The sequence below is a fragment of the Nonomuraea sp. bgisy101 genome, from assembly GCF_057708945.1.
This window is the reverse complement of the sequence record NZ_JBYITD010000004.1, coordinates 1-15,978: the sequence shown is the minus strand read 5'-3', so window position 1 is coordinate 15,978 and position 15,978 is coordinate 1. Positions and strand designations below refer to the sequence as shown.

At 71.7% G+C, this 15,978-nt stretch carries 16 protein-coding genes and 1 pseudogene; 7 read left to right on the top strand and 10 right to left on the bottom strand.

Annotated elements, in window-relative coordinates:
• Positions 1 to 63 precede the first annotated feature (63 nt).
• Positions 64 to 1,464: a xylulokinase gene (gene xylB / locus AC3EO4_RS08650; RefSeq protein ID WP_379577490.1), complete on the top strand. Its 1,401-nt coding sequence runs from the start codon at positions 64 to 66 to the stop codon at positions 1,462 to 1,464.
• Between the two features lie 105 nt (positions 1,465 to 1,569).
• Here the strand turns inward: xylB and AC3EO4_RS08645 are convergent, their stop codons facing one another.
• Entirely contained in the window at positions 1,570 to 3,051 is a 1,482-nt protein-coding gene (locus AC3EO4_RS08645; protein WP_431894717.1) for a mannitol dehydrogenase family protein, read from the bottom strand.
• A 211-nt stretch (positions 3,052 to 3,262) separates the two neighbouring features.
• Positions 3,263 to 4,189 (bottom strand): TetR/AcrR family transcriptional regulator C-terminal domain-containing protein, encoded by a 927-nt coding sequence (locus tag AC3EO4_RS08640; RefSeq protein WP_379577486.1) that lies wholly within the window; start codon positions 4,187 to 4,189, stop codon positions 3,263 to 3,265.
• 140 nt (positions 4,190 to 4,329) lie between these two features.
• Here AC3EO4_RS08640 and AC3EO4_RS08635 point away from each other — a divergent pair, with 140 nt between their 5' ends.
• Positions 4,330 to 5,535 carry an FAD-dependent monooxygenase gene (locus AC3EO4_RS08635; protein ID WP_379577484.1) on the top strand — a complete coding sequence of 402 codons (1,206 nt, stop codon included), beginning with the start codon at positions 4,330 to 4,332 and terminating at the stop codon, positions 5,533 to 5,535.
• A gap of 180 nt (positions 5,536 to 5,715) precedes the next feature.
• Here the strand turns inward: AC3EO4_RS08635 and AC3EO4_RS08630 are convergent, their stop codons facing one another.
• From AC3EO4_RS08630 to AC3EO4_RS08620, 3 genes are all read right to left on the bottom strand, one after another.
• Positions 5,716 to 6,072 (bottom strand): isoamylase early set domain-containing protein, encoded by a 357-nt coding sequence (locus tag AC3EO4_RS08630; RefSeq protein ID WP_431894714.1) that lies wholly within the window; start codon positions 6,070 to 6,072, stop codon positions 5,716 to 5,718.
• Between the two features lie 230 nt (positions 6,073 to 6,302).
• On the bottom strand, positions 6,303 to 6,974 hold the full coding sequence (locus AC3EO4_RS08625) for a haloacid dehalogenase type II (RefSeq protein ID WP_379577481.1): 672 nt from the start codon (positions 6,972 to 6,974) through the stop codon (positions 6,303 to 6,305).
• A 4-nt stretch (positions 6,975 to 6,978) separates the two neighbouring features.
• Positions 6,979 to 7,572, bottom strand: a complete 594-nt coding sequence (locus tag AC3EO4_RS08620; RefSeq protein WP_431894713.1) for a TetR/AcrR family transcriptional regulator — start codon at positions 7,570 to 7,572, stop codon at positions 6,979 to 6,981.
• Between the two features lie 40 nt (positions 7,573 to 7,612).
• On the opposite strand from AC3EO4_RS08620, the gene AC3EO4_RS08615 reads away from it, so the two are divergent.
• A complete protein-coding gene (locus tag AC3EO4_RS08615; protein WP_431895123.1) occupies positions 7,613 to 7,921 on the top strand; it encodes a hypothetical protein in 309 nt (102 codons plus the stop codon).
• Positions 7,922 to 7,934: 13 nt separating this feature from the next.
• Here the strand turns inward: AC3EO4_RS08615 and AC3EO4_RS08610 are convergent.
• Positions 7,935 to 8,129 (bottom strand): annotated as a pseudogene (locus AC3EO4_RS08610) (DUF998 domain-containing protein); the annotation flags it as partial.
• Positions 8,130 to 8,225: 96 nt separating this feature from the next.
• Positions 8,226 to 8,714 carry a DUF3995 domain-containing protein gene (locus tag AC3EO4_RS08605; protein ID WP_379577476.1) on the bottom strand — a complete coding sequence of 163 codons (489 nt, stop codon included), beginning with the start codon at positions 8,712 to 8,714 and terminating at the stop codon, positions 8,226 to 8,228.
• A 401-nt stretch (positions 8,715 to 9,115) separates the two neighbouring features.
• Between AC3EO4_RS08605 and AC3EO4_RS08600 the strand changes: the two genes are divergently transcribed.
• Both AC3EO4_RS08600 and AC3EO4_RS08595 read left to right on the top strand, forming a co-directional pair.
• Positions 9,116 to 9,772: an RNA polymerase sigma factor gene (locus tag AC3EO4_RS08600; RefSeq protein WP_431894711.1), complete on the top strand. Its 657-nt coding sequence runs from the start codon at positions 9,116 to 9,118 to the stop codon at positions 9,770 to 9,772.
• A complete protein-coding gene (locus tag AC3EO4_RS08595; RefSeq protein ID WP_431894709.1) occupies positions 9,769 to 10,236 on the top strand; it encodes a hypothetical protein in 468 nt (155 codons plus the stop codon). The genes AC3EO4_RS08600 and AC3EO4_RS08595 overlap by 4 nt, the downstream gene beginning before the upstream one ends.
• 219 nt (positions 10,237 to 10,455) lie before the next feature.
• On the opposite strand, the gene efeB is transcribed toward AC3EO4_RS08595, so the two are convergent.
• Genes efeB through efeU form a run of 3 tightly spaced genes read right to left on the bottom strand, consistent with a single transcriptional unit; the run spans position 10,456 to position 13,723 of the window.
• Positions 10,456 to 11,730, bottom strand: a complete 1,275-nt coding sequence (gene efeB, locus AC3EO4_RS08590) for an iron uptake transporter deferrochelatase/peroxidase subunit (protein WP_431894708.1) — start codon at positions 11,728 to 11,730, stop codon at positions 10,456 to 10,458.
• An 11-nt stretch (positions 11,731 to 11,741) separates the two neighbouring features.
• Positions 11,742 to 12,884 carry an iron uptake system protein EfeO gene (efeO, locus tag AC3EO4_RS08585; RefSeq protein WP_431894707.1) on the bottom strand — a complete coding sequence of 381 codons (1,143 nt, stop codon included), beginning with the start codon at positions 12,882 to 12,884 and terminating at the stop codon, positions 11,742 to 11,744.
• Between the two features lie 14 nt (positions 12,885 to 12,898).
• A complete protein-coding gene (gene efeU, locus AC3EO4_RS08580) occupies positions 12,899 to 13,723 on the bottom strand; it encodes an iron uptake transporter permease EfeU (RefSeq protein ID WP_431894706.1) in 825 nt (274 codons plus the stop codon).
• A gap of 427 nt (positions 13,724 to 14,150) precedes the next feature.
• On the opposite strand from efeU, the gene AC3EO4_RS08575 reads away from it, so the two are divergent.
• Positions 14,151 to 15,182, top strand: a complete 1,032-nt coding sequence (locus AC3EO4_RS08575) for a 2,5-dihydroxypyridine 5,6-dioxygenase NicX family protein (RefSeq protein ID WP_379577464.1) — start codon at positions 14,151 to 14,153, stop codon at positions 15,180 to 15,182.
• A gap of 17 nt (positions 15,183 to 15,199) precedes the next feature.
• Entirely contained in the window at positions 15,200 to 15,952 is a 753-nt protein-coding gene (locus AC3EO4_RS08570; RefSeq protein ID WP_379577462.1) for a maleate cis-trans isomerase family protein, read from the top strand.
• Positions 15,953 to 15,978 lie beyond the last annotated feature (26 nt).

Sequence of the window (15,978 nt, the reverse complement as noted above, 5' to 3'; positions counted from 1 at the left end):
CATTAGCCGCATAAGCCGTCGTCTGCTTGGATCGCGGCTCTGAGCTCAGCGAATGAGGCGGCAATGACACTCGTCGCGGGCGTCGACTCGTCCACCCAGAACTGCAAGGTCGTGATCCGCGATGCCGCGACCGGAGATCTCGTCCGCTCCGGCAGGGCGGGCCACCCGCACGGCACCGAGGTGGATCCAGAGCACTGGTGGCAGGCGCTGCGGACCGCCATCAGCCGGGCGGAGGGACTCGACGGCGTCGCGGCGATCGCGATAGCGGGACAGCAGCACGGCCTCATCGCCCTGGACATCGACGGCCGAGTCATCCGGCCCGCGCTGCTCTGGAACGACACGCGATCGGCCGCCGCCGCGCGCGACCTCGTGTCCGAGACGGGCGCCGAGACCTATGCCGGGAGGACGGGGACCGTACCGGTGGCCTCCTTCACCGCCGCCAAACTGCGCTGGCTGCGCGACAACGAACCCGACAACGCCGCCAAGGTCGCCGCCGTCGCGCTGCCGCACGACTGGCTGACCTGGCGCCTGCGCGGATACGGCCCGGCCGCCTCGAGCCCGCTCGGACCGGAGCTCGGGGAACTCGTCACAGACCGGTCCGACGCGAGCGGCACCGCGTACTGGAACCCGTCCACCGGCGAGTACGACCTCGAGCTCTTCGAGCGGGCCCTCGGGCACGCGGCGACCCTGCCGCGGATCCTCGGGCCGTCCGAACGCGCGGGCACCGCCGCGGGAACCTCGATCGTCGTCGGCGCGGGCGCCGGTGACAACGCGGGGGCAGCCCTCGGCCTCGGCGCGGCCCGCGGCGACGTCGTCGTGTCGATCGGGACCAGCGGCACCGTCTTCGCCGTGACCGGCCGTCCGACCAGCGACAGCACGGGCACCGTCGCCGGATTCGCGGACGCCACCGGCCTGTTCCTGCCGCTGGTCGCCACACTGAACGCGGCCCGCGTGCTGGACGCCGTGGCGGGCGTCCTCGACGTCGATCACGATCGGCTCGGCCTGCTGGCGCTTGAGGCTCCTCCCGGCTCGCACGGCCTGGTGCTCCTGCCGTACTTCGAGGGAGAGCGCACGCCCAATCTGCCCGACGCCACGGCCACGCTGTTCGGGCTGACGCTGCGATCCACGACGCGACCGGCCCTGGCACGCGCGGCCATCGAGGGCATGCTGTGCGGGCTCGCCGACGGTCTGGAAGCCGTCCGCGGGCAGGGCGTCGAAACCGGCCGCATCCTGCTGATCGGCGGGGCGGCCCAGAACGCCGCCGTTCAGGCCATCGCCGCCCAGACGTTCGAGCCGCCGGTCGTCGTGCCGCGGCCCGGCGAGTACGTCGCGGACGGGGCGGCGACCCAGGCGGCGTGGGCGCTGACCGGCACGCGTCCGCGGTGGCCGCTGTCCATCGCGGCCGAACCGGCGCCCGACCACCGTCCCGTCATCAGGGAGCAGTACACCCGGCACGCGCCCTGACCCGGCCCGCCCTGCGGCCGACGACGCCCCGCTCGACCCGCCTGCCCGCGCACGCCGGCACGACACGGCACGCTCACGGCCGCTCGGCGGCGCGGCCCCGCGCGCTCACGCGGGCATTCCCGCGAGCGCCCGGACCGTCGCACGGGCACCCCGCTCGTGCAGCGATTCGAGCGCGCGCAGATACGGTTCGACGAACCGCTCGTCACCCGCGAGATCGCCGAAGAGTTCCCGGTTGTCGATGAAGGCGGTGGGCCGTTCGCGCTGTGTCTTCGCGATCACCGTCAGCCGGTCCCTCAGCCGGTCGACGATCGTGATCGGCTCGCCTGATTCGTCGGCGCCCTCCGCGTAGCGCGCCCAGCTGGCCACCACGGCGGCCGCGCGCGTGATCTCGCCGCCGCGGGCAAGCTGCTCGCGTACGACGGGGAGCACCCACTTCGGGATCCGGTCCGACGACTCGGCGCACAGCCTCGCCAGTGTGTCGCGCACCTCGGGGTTGGCGAACCGTTCGATGAGGGTCCGCTTGTACAGGTCCAGGTCGACCCCCGGCACCGGCCGGAGCGTCGGCGTGGCCTCGATGTCCATGTAGTCGAGCACGAACCGCGCGAGCGCGGGGTCGGTGGCCGCCTCGTGGACGTAGCGGTGGCCCATGAGATGGCCGAAGTAGCCCAACGCCTGGTGCCCGGCGTTCAGCAGGCGCAGCTTCATCAGCTCGTACGGCTCCACGTCCGCGACGACCTGGACCCCGGCCTCCTCCAAGGGGGGACGTCCGGCGGCGAACCGGTCCTCGAGCACCCACTGCGTGAACGGCTCGCAGGTGACCGGCCACGTGTCGCGGACACCGAACCGCCCGGCCACGGACGCGCGGTCCTCGTCGGTGGTCACAGGAGTGATGCGGTCGACCATGGAGTTGGGGAACGCGACGGCGTCCTCCATCCAGGCCGCCAGATCGGGGTCGGCGAGCCTGGCGAACGCGGTGAAGCTGCGGCGCGCGACATCCCCGTTGCCCTGGATGTTGTCGCATGACATGACCGTGAACGGCGCGACTCCTCGGGTACGCCTGCGGCGCAGTGCCTCGGTGACGAGCGCGAAGACCGTCGAGGGGACCGCGCCCGGCTCCAGGTCGGCGCGGATCGCCGGGGCGTCAGCGTCGAACTCCCCGGTGACCGGGTGGATGTTGTAGCCGCCTTCGGTGACCGTGAGCGACACGATGCGCACCGCCGGGTCGGCCATCTTCTCGATGACCGCCTCAGGATCGTCGGGCGCGAGGAGGAACTCGGTGATCGAACCGATGACGCGGGCCTCGCGTGATCCGTCGGGATGCTTGAGCACGAGCGTGTAGAGGCCGTCCTGCGCGGCCAGCGCGTCTCGCATCCGCGCGTCTCCGGGGAGGACCCCGACACCGCAGATCGCCCAGTCGTGCGCCTTGCCCTCGTTCATCAGCCGGTCGAGGTACATCGCCTGGTGCGCACGGTGGAACCCGCCCACCCCGACGTGGACGATGCCGGCGGTGAGCCCCGACCGGTCATAGGCGGGGACCGCCACCTCCTCGGGAAGAGCAGCCAGCGTCTCCTGCGTCAGTGCTGTCACCGCGATCAAGTCCTCTCTCGAACGACCTCCCCCTAGCTGAGCATGGCCGTCTCCCACGGCTTCAAACCGAGGTCCTCGGCCGGTCGTCCCAGGTCGGCGGGCAGGGGCGCCGGTCCAGGGGAAGGGCAGGGTCCGCGCGAGGAGCGTGACCAGGACGGCTGTTGTCTTCTCCCTCGGTCACGGGGCGAAACGCGCTCGATCCACGGGACGCTCAGCTCGCGTGCGGGGTGGCTCCAACCCCCGGCTGGGATCGTGCCTCGGCCATGAGCGTGGCGATGCCGTCCAGCAGACGCTGGAGTCCGAATTCGAATAGCGTGTCCAGGTCGAGGCAGTCGGGAGGGATCCGCGACAGCAGTGGGAACTCCCGCATCCGCGGGAGCACCTCTGCCTCGAGCCACTCGTCGTCGGTTGTCCCGGTCTGCTGGACGGCCTCGGCTTCGGCCTCCAGGTTGGTCGCGGTGCCGCGCACGTAGGTGGCCATGGTCGCGTAGATGTGGATCATGGTGGCGGGCGTGAGCCCGAGGCCGTCCAGCGCGCGCATGGCCGCCTCGGCCTGAGCCATGGCGTTCGGGGTGGGTGCGGGGCGGGTGAAGGAGACGGTCTGCGCCAGCCACGGGTGGCGGTGGTAGAGGGCCCAGTGGGTACGGGCGGTCAGTTCGAGGCGCGCCCGCCAGCCGTCGGGCAACGGCCCGGTCGGCGAGCTTTCGGCCAGGACCGTGTCGGCCATCAGCGTGAGCAGTTCCTCCTTGCCGGCCACGTAGCGGTAGAGGGCCATGACCGACGTCCGCAGGCCCCCGGCGATCCGGCGCATGGACAGCGTCGCCAGCCCCTCGGCGTCGGCCATGGCGATCGCGGCGCGCACGATGCGTTCCCTGCTGAGCTCCGGAGACGGGCGGCGCGAAGGGCCGGCGCCCCTCGCCGCATCGGCCACCACGGTGCCGACCCCCGGGACCGGCCGGATGAGTCCCTCCTGGCGCAGGGTCGTCAGCGCCTTGGTGGCGGTGGCCATGGCCACCTGCCAGTCCTGGGTGATCTGCCGGGTCGAGGGCACCCGGTCTCCGGGCCTGAGCCGGCCTGTCGTGATGCGCTGCCGCAGGTCGGCGGCGATCCGCAGGTAAGGAGGCTGGCTTTCGTCCACGGTCCACGCTCCCACTGTCCTAGTGCGGCAGGCTGTCTGAAGCCTGGGCTCCACCAGCATAAAGTAGTGCACTAGTGCTTTCTTACGGTGTACGCGCATCAGGGGTACGGTGGCGAGCGCTACAGCGAAGGGAGCTACTGATGACAGATGTCTTGATCTGCGGTGCCGGCGTCGGGGGATCCGCCCTGGCCCACTGGCTGGGCCGGTACGGCTTCGCCGTGACCGTGGTCGAGCGGGCGCCCGCCCCGCGTCTCGGCGGGCACGCGGTCGACCTGCGCGGCGCCTCTCGCGAGGTGGTGGAGCGCATGGGGTTGCTCCAGGACGCCCGTCAGGTGTCCGTCGGCTCCAAGGGCATGTCGTACGTCGATGCCTCCGGCCGGAGCGTCGCCGACATGCCCGCCTCCTTCCTGGGCGGAAACGGGGTCGTCGGGGAGGTGGAGATCCTGCGCGGCGACCTCGTCGACCTCCTGCACCGGGTGACCAGGGACGGGACGGAGTACGTCTTCGACGACAGGGTCGTCGCGGTCGAGCAGACGCCGGAGCGCGTGCGCGCCACCTTCGCCCGGTCCGAGCCACGCGACTTCGACCTGGTGGTGGCGGCCGACGGCGTGCACTCGCAGACGCGCTCGCTGGTCTTCGGCCCCGAGTCGCGCTTCAGCCGCGACCTCGGCTGCTATACGGCGTCCTTCACCGTGCCCAACCACTTCGGCGTCCAGGACTGGGAGTGGTTCCACAACATGCCGGGCGGCAAGGTGGCGGCCCTGCGCCCGTCCCGGCGGCCTGAGGAGGTCAAGGTCCTGTTCGGTTTCGCGTCGGCGCCGCTCGACTACGACCATCGTGACACCCGCGCGCAGAAGCGCATCGTGGCGGAGGTCTTCGCCGGGGCGGGCTGGCACGTTCCCGCGATGCTCAGGCAGATGGACGGGGCGGCCGACTTCTTCTTCGACTCCGCCACCCAGATCGTCATGGACGGCTGGTCATCCGGCAGGATCGTCCTCCTCGGCGACGCGGGGTACGGTCCCTCGCCGCTGGCCGGCAACGGCACCGGTCTGGCCCTCGTCGGCGCCTACGTCCTCGCCGGAGAACTGGCCGCGGCAGGAGGGGACCACGGGGCGGCCTTCGCTGCCTACGAGCGGGAGATGCGCGCATTCGTCAAGCAGTGCCAGAAGCTCCCGCCAGGTGGCGTCAGCGGCTTCGTGCCCGCGTCGCAGCTGGCCATCGACCTGCGCAACCTGTCGATCAGGCTGCTGCCCCGCCTGCCGTGGGCGGGGCTGATCGAGAAGATGGCGAGCAGGACCGACGCCATCGTCCTCAAGGACTACTCGAGCAGCCGGGCCCGAGCCTGAGCAGGCGCCGGGTCCAGGGGCGCGGGGACCCGGCACGACCGCGACGCTCACGGCATCGAGGGCAGCGCCGTCATGGTCGCCGGCCCGCCGCGGGTCGTCCCCGCCGGGCCTGTTCTCGCTGCGGAGGCGCGGTGACCGCGAGCCGGTGCGACGGCGCCCCCGCATGAGGAGAAGGACAGGTCAGGCCGTCGTGGCGGCGGCGGAGTTCTTCGCCGTGCCGCCGCTCCGGGCGGGCTTGCCGTTCTGGGCGTCGAGGGCGGCGACGTGCACGATCGAGCCGTGCTCGTCGTGGCCGTCGGCGTCCGGCTCGTCCAGCCACACCCCTCCCTCGGCCAGGTAGCGGAAGCAGATGCTGGTGCCCTGCGGGAGGGCGATGACGGCGCTGTGGGCGCCCTGGGGAGTGCGCGTCATGGGGTGGGCGTACGGGTCCCACTGGTTGAAGTCGCCCACGACGGAGATCGGTCCGGGGATGTCGGCGGGCATGGTGAAGGTGAGCTGGACGAGTCCGTCCTTGGTCGGCTTGTCTTGCCTGATCATGGAGAGTCCCCTGTCTGTGCGTGCTCTGCGGCCCGTGGGATCGGATGGCGTCGCGCCGGACAGCCCGTGCCACGAAGGACGGGTGGCGAGTGGTGTGGCCGGCGCGCTTTCGGCCATTGCAGGACGTGGGAGGTGATGGCGGCAATTCGCCACGACGCAGGGCAAGGGCATCTTGATCCGCTTTTGCCGGGCCCCTTAGGGTCGGCCGCCGCGAGCCCGTTCCGAACTCCTCACCCGGCCTGCCACTGAGCGGCCAGCGCCGTGAGGTCGGGCGCGGTCACGCGCGGGGTGCTCATCACACTCGGGTACGGCGCGCCACGACGGTTCAGCCATGCCCCGACCAGGCCGGCCCGCTGGGCGCCGTCGATGTCCCACGGGTGCACCGCGACCAGCGCCGCCTCGCCCGGCCGGACACCCGCCCTGTCGACCGCGTAGTCGTAGGCGGCGCGGCCGGGCTTCCACACCCGGGGACCGCTCACGTCCAGCCTCGCCTCCACCAGGTCGAGGAGCCCCTCGCGGGCCAGGATCCGCTCGGTCATCGCCGCCGCGCCGTTGGTCATGGTGAACAGGCGGGCACCGCTCTCGCGCAGCATCCGCATCCCGCCGGGCACGTCGGGGTGTACGCGGAGTTCGGTGAAGGCGCGCAGCACGTGGCCCACCGCCTCGTCGGCGTCGCTCCTCCTGCCGGTGAACAGGCCTCGGAGCACGTCCGCGGCGATGGCGGCGAACTCGGCGTACCCGCCGGCCGCCGCGAGCGCGAACCCGTCGCGCAGCACGCTCGCGAACCAGGTGTCCATCAGCTCCCCTGACAGCCCGACGTCTTCGAACCGGGCACGCAGGGGCTCCATGTCGGTGAGCGTCTCGTTCACATCGAAGATCACTACACGCGGTCGCTGGATCATGGCCTCACCTCTGGGATCGAAGGGGGTTCAGCGCCGCGGACGCGGCGGCGCGCAGGCGGGCGGCGTCGGCGCCGGCTCGCGAGCGCACGTTCACGCCGTAGGCGAGCAGGGCGAGCAGTTCGGCGGTCGCGTCCAGGTCGAGGCCGGCTCGAAGCTGTCCCTTGGCGAGGGCGGCGCCGAGGGCCGCGCGCATGGCCGTACGGAGCTGCTCCTGGTGGAGGTCCAGCACGTGCAGGACCTCCGGATCGGCGCCCTCGGCCTCGGCGTGGGCGTTGGCGACCATGCAACCCCAGCGCGCGTGCCGGCCCGCGCACCGGGCCAGGATCAGCCGGTGGAAGAAGTCCTCCACCGCGGGCAGCCCCCGCTCGTCGCCGGACAGGCGCTCGAACACCGGCCGCGACCGCTGCTCGACGTAGCGCCGCAGCGCCTTGACGTACAGCTCCTGTTTTCCGCCGAAGGTCGCGTACAGGCTGGACCGGCTGAGCCCGGTCGTGGCCACGACCTCCGCCATCCCGGTCGAGGCGGGGCCGCGCCGCCAGAACAGGTGCTCCACCTGTTCCAGCACCGCGTCGGGATCGAAATGCTTCACGTCCGGCATCGGCACTCCCTAACTTGGAATGACTGTTCCAAGATAGCGTATGCCCCGCACGTGCCCCTACCGGCGGATCCGTGTCGCTCCTGTGGTCGTGGGAGCCGCCGGCGGCGAGGGCCGCATCATCCGTACGGCCAGGGCCGCCGTGAACGCGAACTGGATCGCCGACCCGACCACCAACCGGACGCTGAGGCTGTCGAGGTCAGGCCAGGCGACCACGGCGAGCACGGCGATGGGGGCCGCCCCGCAGGTCGCGGCCCAAGCCCGCCGTCCGAGGGCCGCGAAGCGGCGCGCGAGCGCGAAGCAGGCCGCGATCCACGACAGGGACGCCACCGGCCACCGGCGAACGCCATGAACAGCAGACCCGAGACGACGAAGTCGGCGATCTGGATCCATCCGAGATCCCCGAGGCTCAGCAGGCTGAGCGGATGGCGGGTCAGGTCGAAACCTTCCCTGGTGAGCGCCTGGACCAGCCACACCGTGAGGAACAGCGGCCCTGCGACGACGCCGCACGCCAGCAGGCCTGCGGTCCGAGTGGTTGTGAGTGCGGTCTGCTCTGACATCGCCCTCTCCTGTGTGCCGGGCACCGTTGGCGTGCCGTTCACCGGAGACGTCGGAGCCGCCGGCCGATCTCGGACACCCACCGGCGGATGCGCGGCTCAGCGGCCGTGGGTGCCGCGACTCGCCGGACGGTTCGCGCGGTAAGGCCCGGTCGCGATGACCGCGCCGGCGAAGAGTGCCAGGCACACCGGCGTGTAGGCGAGGAGATTGAGCCAGTAGAACGGGGTGGCGGGGCTCGCTCCGATCCCCAGCGCCCAGACCAGGCCCGCGACGGCGCGGACCAGCAGTCCGGCGGCGACCAGCCGCCCGCCGAGCCTGGTGACGACCACGGGCAGCCTGCCGCTGAGCCGGGCAGGTCTGCCGACGGCCAGGAGGATCGTCGTCGACGCGGCCAGAAGCAGCCCCAGCGGCAGCAGAAGCCCCCGCGGTGTGAACGGGAGCACGACGTTGAGCACGGCCAGGGACAGCGCTTCGGCATCCCCCGCCGGCCAGGTGCTGCCGGTCATCCAGTACACGTGCACCAAGGCGTCCGTCGCCAGCACCGCGACCACCGCGATCCCCGCGCGTTCCCGTGTCCGATCGTTCATCGCTTCCGCCTCCTGATGATGTGAACTGCCGGCACGACAGAGGAGGTCTGGAGCGCGCCCCGCGTTCCCTGTGACATGCACCACGGGCGGCCGGCGCGATGTGACGCAGAACACGGGAACGTCCGGTCTGTCCGCGTGCTCTCCCTTTCTGACGCACCGTCAGAGGAGGAAGCCGTGACATCCCCACGGACCCGTTCGACCAGGTTTCCGGCCTGCCCCGTGATCGCCGGTCGTACGCCGGCCGCCCCGCGGCCGGCGTCGCGGCTGTGGGACACTCGCCGGGTGAGCGTGCCGCCGTACTCCTTGCGGAACGGCCGGACGCGCGGCGGCGCCGTGACGTGGGTGGTGGCGCACCGGCTCCCGACCACGGTGGCACCGTTCCTCTCCCGGTCGAGGGAGCGGTGAGCACCGCCCCCGGCGGCCCGGCGGCCCCCGGCACGGCGGCCCTCTGTGCTGCGGTTCCCGGCACGGCGGGCTCCGGCACGGTGGGGTCCGGCGCGGCGGGCTCCGGCACGGTGGGGTCCGGCGCGGCGGGCACCGGGTTGGCGGCCTCTGGTACGGGCGGGGCCGAACTGGCGGCGCTCGTGCGGTCGGCCCAGCAAGGCGACACCCTCGCGGTGCAGGAACTGCTCGACCTGCTCACCCCCTACATCGGCCGGTTGTGCGGGCCGATCGCCCTGCAGGACGGCCAGGACGCCACGCAGGAGGCGCTGATCGTGATCTTCCGCCGGCTCGGCCAGCTGCGGGAACCGGCGGCCCTGTTCGGCTGGGCACGGGTGATCGCCGTCCGTGAGGCGGTGCGGGTGGCCCGAGCGGCCGGCCGTGCCGTACCCGAGCCGCTCGACGACGTGCCCGCCCGCGACGATCCTCAGCTCGCCGCCGACGTGCGGGACGTGCTGGAACGGCTGTCGCCGGCGCACCGTGCCGTGCTCGTCCTTCGCGATCTCGAAGGGCTGGACGAGCACGCCGTCAGCGCCCTGCTCGGCGTGCCCGAGCCCACCGTGAGGACCCGGCTGTTCCGGGCTCGCCGCAACTTCAGGAAGGCGTGGGAACGGTGAACGACTCCTGGCCGGTGGCCGAGCTCGACAGCGTCCGCAGGCTGCGGGTGATCGCCCGGAGCACCCCTGGCGTGGCCTACGCCGAGCAGGTGATCGACGCCCCGTACGACCGGGTGTGGGCCGCGGCGGCCGACCTCGAGAGCCAGATGCCCATGCTGATCACCGACATCAGGTCCTTCACGGTGACCTCGGCGTCGGAGGAGCGCCTCGAAGCGCTGGCCCGCAGCCCCCTGGGCCTGCGAGCGCGTTTCGACGTGCGGTTGCGCCCGGGCTGGTGCCTCATGCGGAGCCGCTTCCTGCTCGGCGGCATGGCCGCCGTACCGGAGGGGGAGGGGACCAGGTTCGCCTTCTTCGGCGGCCTGCGCCTGCCTGGCATCCGCCTGGTCGACACGGCGCTGCGCCCGTTGACGGAGCCGCTGGCCGCCAGGGCGCTCAAGCGGTTCGCCGACCGCCTGCGCCCGTGAGACACGGCCGCGCGGCCTTCCCACGCCGGTGAGACGGCCCGTGCTGCCCACGTGCGGCGCCGCACGTCCGGCCCGCACGTCCGGCCCGGGCGTGCTGCCCACATGCCGCCCGGGCGTGCTGCCCACATGCCGCCTGGGCGTGCTGCCCACATGCCGCCCGGGCGCGCGCCCGGGCGGACCCGGCTCCACCTGGGGGGAAGGCCCGGCCGGGCGCGAGGGTCAGGGCTCGAGCAGGGCACGGCCCCAGTAGTCGCCGGCGTCCCTGACTCCGGGAGGGACGGCGAACAGCCCGCTGGAGACGTGCTTGATGTACTCGTTGAGCGAATCCTGCCGGGCCAGCGCCATCTGTACGGGCACGAACTGCGTGCGCGGGTCGCGCTGGTAGGCCATGAAGAACAGCCCGGCGTCCAGGCGGCCCAGGCCGTCGGACCCGTCGACGAAGTTGTAGCCCCGTCGCAGCAGCCGGGCGCCCTTGTTGTTGGACGGGTGCGCGAGCCGTACGTGAGCGTCGTCGGCGATCAGCGCCGTCCCGTCGGGACCCTTCCTCGTGAAGTCGATCTCGTCGAACTCCTTCTGGTGGCCGAGCGCCGCGCCCTCGCCCTTGTTCCGGCCGAAGATCGCCTCCTGCTCGGTCAGCGACGTGCGGTCCCAGGTCTCGATGTGCATCCTGATCTTGCGGGTGACCAGGTAACTGCCGCCGGTCAGCCAGTCCGCGCCGTCCCCGTCCGCCACCCACAGGTGGTCGCGCAGCATCGCGGTGTCCTCCAGCTTCAGGTTGGCGGTGCCGTCCTTGAAGCCCATCAGGTTGCGCGGCGTCGCCTGGGCGCGCGAGGTCGAGGAGGTACGGCCGAAGCCGAGTTGGGAGTAGCGGACCGAGACCCGGCCGAAGCCGATCCTGGCCAGGTTGCGGATCGCGTGGACGGCCACCTGCGGATCGTGTGCGCACGCCTGGATGCACAGGTCGCCGCCTGAGATCTCCGGCAGGAGCGCCTCGCCGGGGAACCTCGGCAGGCCGGCGAGGCCGGCGGGCTTCTTCGCGGCCAGCCCGAACCGGTCGTCGAACAGCGTCGGGCCGAATCCGATCGTCAGCGTCAGCCCAGAGGCGGGCAGGCCGAGGGCCTCGCCGGTGTCGTCCGGCGGCGCCTCGGGTGCGCCGCCGACGGCGCCGAAGGCACCCGCCTCGCGCCCCTGCGTCATCCTGGCGGCGGCGGCCGTCCATTCCTGGAGCAGGTCCGCGAGCTCCTCGCGCTTGGTGGTGGTCACGTCGAACGCGACGAAGTGGAGCCGGTCCTGGGCGGGGGTGACGATCCCTGCCTGGTGGACGCCGTAGAAGGGGACCGCGTCCGAGGTGGCCGCGGACACGGGTGCGGCGTTCGCGACGAGCTCGGCGGTCGGCTCGCCGGCCGTCGCGCTGACCGCGAGGGCTCCCGCCCCTGCGGCGGCCACGCCCGCCGCGCCGATGCCGAACAGCTTCCTGCGGCTGATCTCGCCCACGATTCCCCCTTCTACTTCGCGACGACGGCGGCGATCTTGCTGATCGGCTCCGCCAGCGCGTTGATCGTGTCGGACAGGACCTTCAGCTCGTCCTTCGACAGGTCGGTGTGGAGCTTCCAGCCGTCGCCGTCGCGGTGGGCCTCCAGTGCGGCCTCGGCCGCGGCGAACTTCTCGTCCAGCGTCGTGACCAGTTCGGGGGCGCGCGCCTCCAGGGCAGGGCGGAGGGACTGGACGGCCGCCTTGGCGCCGGCCAGGTTGGCGGCGAAGTCCCACAGGTCGGTGTGGGAGTAGCGGTCCTCCTCACCGGTGATCTTGCCGGTGGCGACCTCGTCGAGGAGCTCCTTGGCCCCGTTGCCGAGCTGCAGCGGCGACAGCTTCTCCGCGTTGGCCTTCTCGACGATCAGCTTCACGTTGTCCATCAGCTGGTCGGCCATGGGGCCGGACTTGCTGATGTCCTTCGTCTGCCACAGGTCCTTCTCCAGCCGGTGGAAGCCGGTGAACTCCATCCCCTCCTCGACGACCTCCTCACGGCCGTCGATCTTCGGGTCGAGGTCGCCGAAGATCTCCGCGACGGGCTCGATGCGCTCCCAGTAGGTGCGGGCGACCGGGTACAGCCCCTTGGCCTTCTCCACCTCGCCGGCCTTCACGGCGTCGACGAACTCCTGGGTCTTGTCCAGCAGCGCGGCGGTCTGGCTCTTCACGTAGCGCTGGTAGCTCGTCGCGGCGTCGGCCAGCGCGGCGTCGTCGGTCAGCGGCTTGTGCTCGCCGGTGACCTTGAGCGCGCCGCGGATGCCCTTGCCGATCATGCCGGGCTTGCAGGCCGTCTCGTACGTCCCCGCGGGGAGTTCGACGACCAGTTCACGGGTCAGGCCGGGCACGATGTTCTCGATCTCGCCCATGACGCGGTCGCCGGCCGCGTACACGTAGAACTCGGTGACCTTGCTGCCGCTGTTGGTGATGGAGAACGTCGAGGTGCCGGCCGCGACCTCGGCGACGCCGACCTTGCAGTCGGTGTCACCGGCCGTCACCGTCACCTTGCCCGGCGCCGCCGCCGTGCTCCGGCCGCCGGGAGCCGCGGTCGTGGGGCCTTCCGTGCCACCGCAGGCGGTGAGCGTGGCCAGCGCGAGGACGCCGACGAGAAGGGGGGTGCGCATGAAGTTCTCCTGTGTTACGAAGCGGGCTGCGGGGCCACCTTGGCGGTGACCGGCCTGAGGAAGAGGAAGAGGACGGGCACGACGTACACGGCCCACGCCGCGACTTCCAGCACGGTCGGCTGCGGAGTGATGTTGAACATGCCGGCGAGCAGGGCCGAGTACCACGCGCCCGGGTCGAGCACGCCGCTGAGGTCGAAGGCCTGGCTGGTCAGGCCGGGAAGGACGCCCGCCTCCTGGAGGTCGTGCACGCCGTATTTGAGGATGCCTCCCGCGACCAGGACGAGCAGCAGGCCGGTCCAGGTGAAGAACCTGGTCAGGTTGACCCTGATGGCGCTGGCGTACAGGCCCCAGCCGATGACGATCGAGGTGAGCACGCCGAGGCTGATGCCGATCAGCGGGCTGGCGGTGGCGGCGGCGCCCTGGGCGGAGGCGAAGAACAGCAGCGAGGTCTCCAGGCCCTCCCTGATGACCGACAGGAAGGCCATGACCGCCACCGCGACCGAGCCGACCTCGAGCGCCTCGCCCAGCCTGGCCTTCAGGTCGGCCGAGATCCTCCTGGCGGCCCCACGCATCCAGAAGATCATCCAGGTGACGAACACCGTGGCGCTGATCGACGCGACCGCCTCGAACAGCTCCTGGTGCTCGTACTGCAGCCGGGCCGCGGTGAACGACAGCAGCGCGCCGAACCCGATCGAGAGTGCCACCGCGGCTGCGACGCCGGTCCAGACGAGCGGCAGCTTGGCCCGCCGGTCGCTCTTGACCAGGAAAGCGACCAGGATGGACACGACGAGGGTCGCCTCCAGTCCTTCGCGGAGGCCGATGAGGTAGCTGGCGAACACGTGATGCTCCCAAGGTGAGCCTTGCCTAATTTAGGTGTGCTTTACCTTACTCGGATGCACTCCTGACGTCACTGCGGGGTCGTCGCGGCGTGCGCCGACGGTCCTGGCGAGGTCATGCGGCGGCGCTGAGCCGCGACTCGAGAACGCGCGGGAACCGCAAGGAGCATGGTGGCCCGGTCGAGGAGTGCGCCCACGCCGTGGTCCGGATCGGCGACGAGAGGGGGCGTCGCGCGGCCCCGGCGAGAGGGGGCGGCGCTGCCGATCCTGGTGACCTGTTCGGGTCGGGTGTACCAGTCTGCCGCTCCCTCTTGCGCCGACAGACTAGTCCGTGTTCGGATTAATTCGGTCACCGGCTCGGAGCTTCCGGGCTCACTGTGGCCGAGATCGTCCGTGTTCGGACTAACTTGACGTGATCATGGGAGGGTCGATGGACCAGAACCTGCTGAACGAGATCTGCCTGCGGCAGCTGACGCTCAGCGGCGTGCACGAGGGCGAGACGGTGGCGGTGCTCTCCGAGGGCGCCGAACGTCTCGACTACGCCGACGCGTTCCTCTACGCGGCCCGGCGCCTCGGGGCCTCCGCCTACCACCTGCGGCTGCCCGCCCCCACGACCGCGTCGGGGGCGTGGGCGGTGGGCGCGTCCGAACTGGCCGCGAACCCCCAGGCGGTGGAGGCGCTCAAGCAGGCCGACATGCTCGTCGACCTGAAGTTCCTGCTGTTCAGCAAGGAGCAGTTCGCCATCCAGGAGGCGGGCACGCGGATCCTCACCGCCGTCGAGCCCGCCCCGCTCCTCGCCCGCCTCATGCCCACCCCCGAACTGCGCGAACGGGTGGAGGTCGGCGCCGAACTGCTGGGCAAGGCGGGTGCCATGCGCATCACCAGCCCGGGCGGGACCGACGTCACCTACCGCCTCGGGGTCTACCCCACGATGAGCGAGTACGGATACACCGACCAGCCTGGACGCTGGGACCACTGGCCGGCTGCGTTCGTCTTCACCGGAGGCGCCGACGACGGCGTGGACGGCAGGATCGTGCTCTCGCCCGGCGACGTGCTGCTGCCGTTCAACACCTACGTTCAGACCCCCGTCACGCTCACCGTCGAACAGGGGTTCATCACCGACATCCGCGGCGGCCTCGACGCCGAGCTGCTGTCGTCCTACATCAGGTCGTTCGACGACCCGCGCGGCTACGGCATGTCCCACGTCGGGTGGGGGCTGGACGAGCGGGCCCACTGGCACGGCCTCACCCAGTTCCCCGGCGGGATGGGCATGGAGCTGCGCTCGTTCTACGGCAACGTCATGTTCTCCATCGGTCCCAACAACGAGCTGGGCGGGCCGAACGACACTCCCTGCCACTTCGACATCCCGATGCGCGGCTGCAGCCTCTTCCTCGACGACGAGCCCGTGGTCGTGGACGGCGACGTCGTCGTCCCGGAGATGCGCCCTGCCGGACGCCGCTGACCCGCCTGGAGGATTCCGTGACCGACCACCACATCGGCCTGATCGTGCCGAGTTCCAACCTGACCATGGAGACGGAACTGCCGCGGATGCTGCGCGCCCGCGAGGAGGCCGAGCCGGGCGACAGGTTCGTCTTCCACAGCAGCAGGGCGCGGATGCGGCAGGTGACGCCCGAGCAGCTGGTCGCCATGAACGCGCAGGCGGAGCGCGCCGCGCGCGAGCTCGCCGACGCCCGCCCCGACGTGGTCACCACCGCCTGCCTGGTGGCGATCATGGCACAGGGGCCCGGCTACCACTGCAGCGCCGAGGACTCCATCCGTGACGCCCTGCGCGCCGAGGGCGCCGAGGCGCCCGTCGTCTCCAGCGCGGGGGCGCTCCTGGCGGGGCTCGCCGCGCTCAAGGCCGGCAGGGTCGCCGTCATCACCCCCTACATGAGACCGCTGACCGAGAAGGTCGTGGAGTACATCGAGGACGCGGGCGTCGAGGTCGTCGACGCGCTGAGCCTGGAGGTGGCCGACAACCTGGCCGTCGGCCGCCTCGACCCGCAGGGCCTGCGGGAGCACTGGCGCAGGCTGGACCTGAGCCGCGCGGACGCGCTGGTCCTGTCGGCGTGCGTGCAGATGCCGTCGCTGCCGGTCGTCCAGGCCGTCGAGGACGAGGCCGGGCTGCCCGTCCTGACGGCGGCGACGGCGACCACGTACCGCATCCTGTCCGAGCTGGGTCTCGCGACCACCGTCCCCCAGGCCGGAAGCCTGCTCAACGGCACGTACTGACGCGGGGTGGGGGGGGGTGGGGGGGA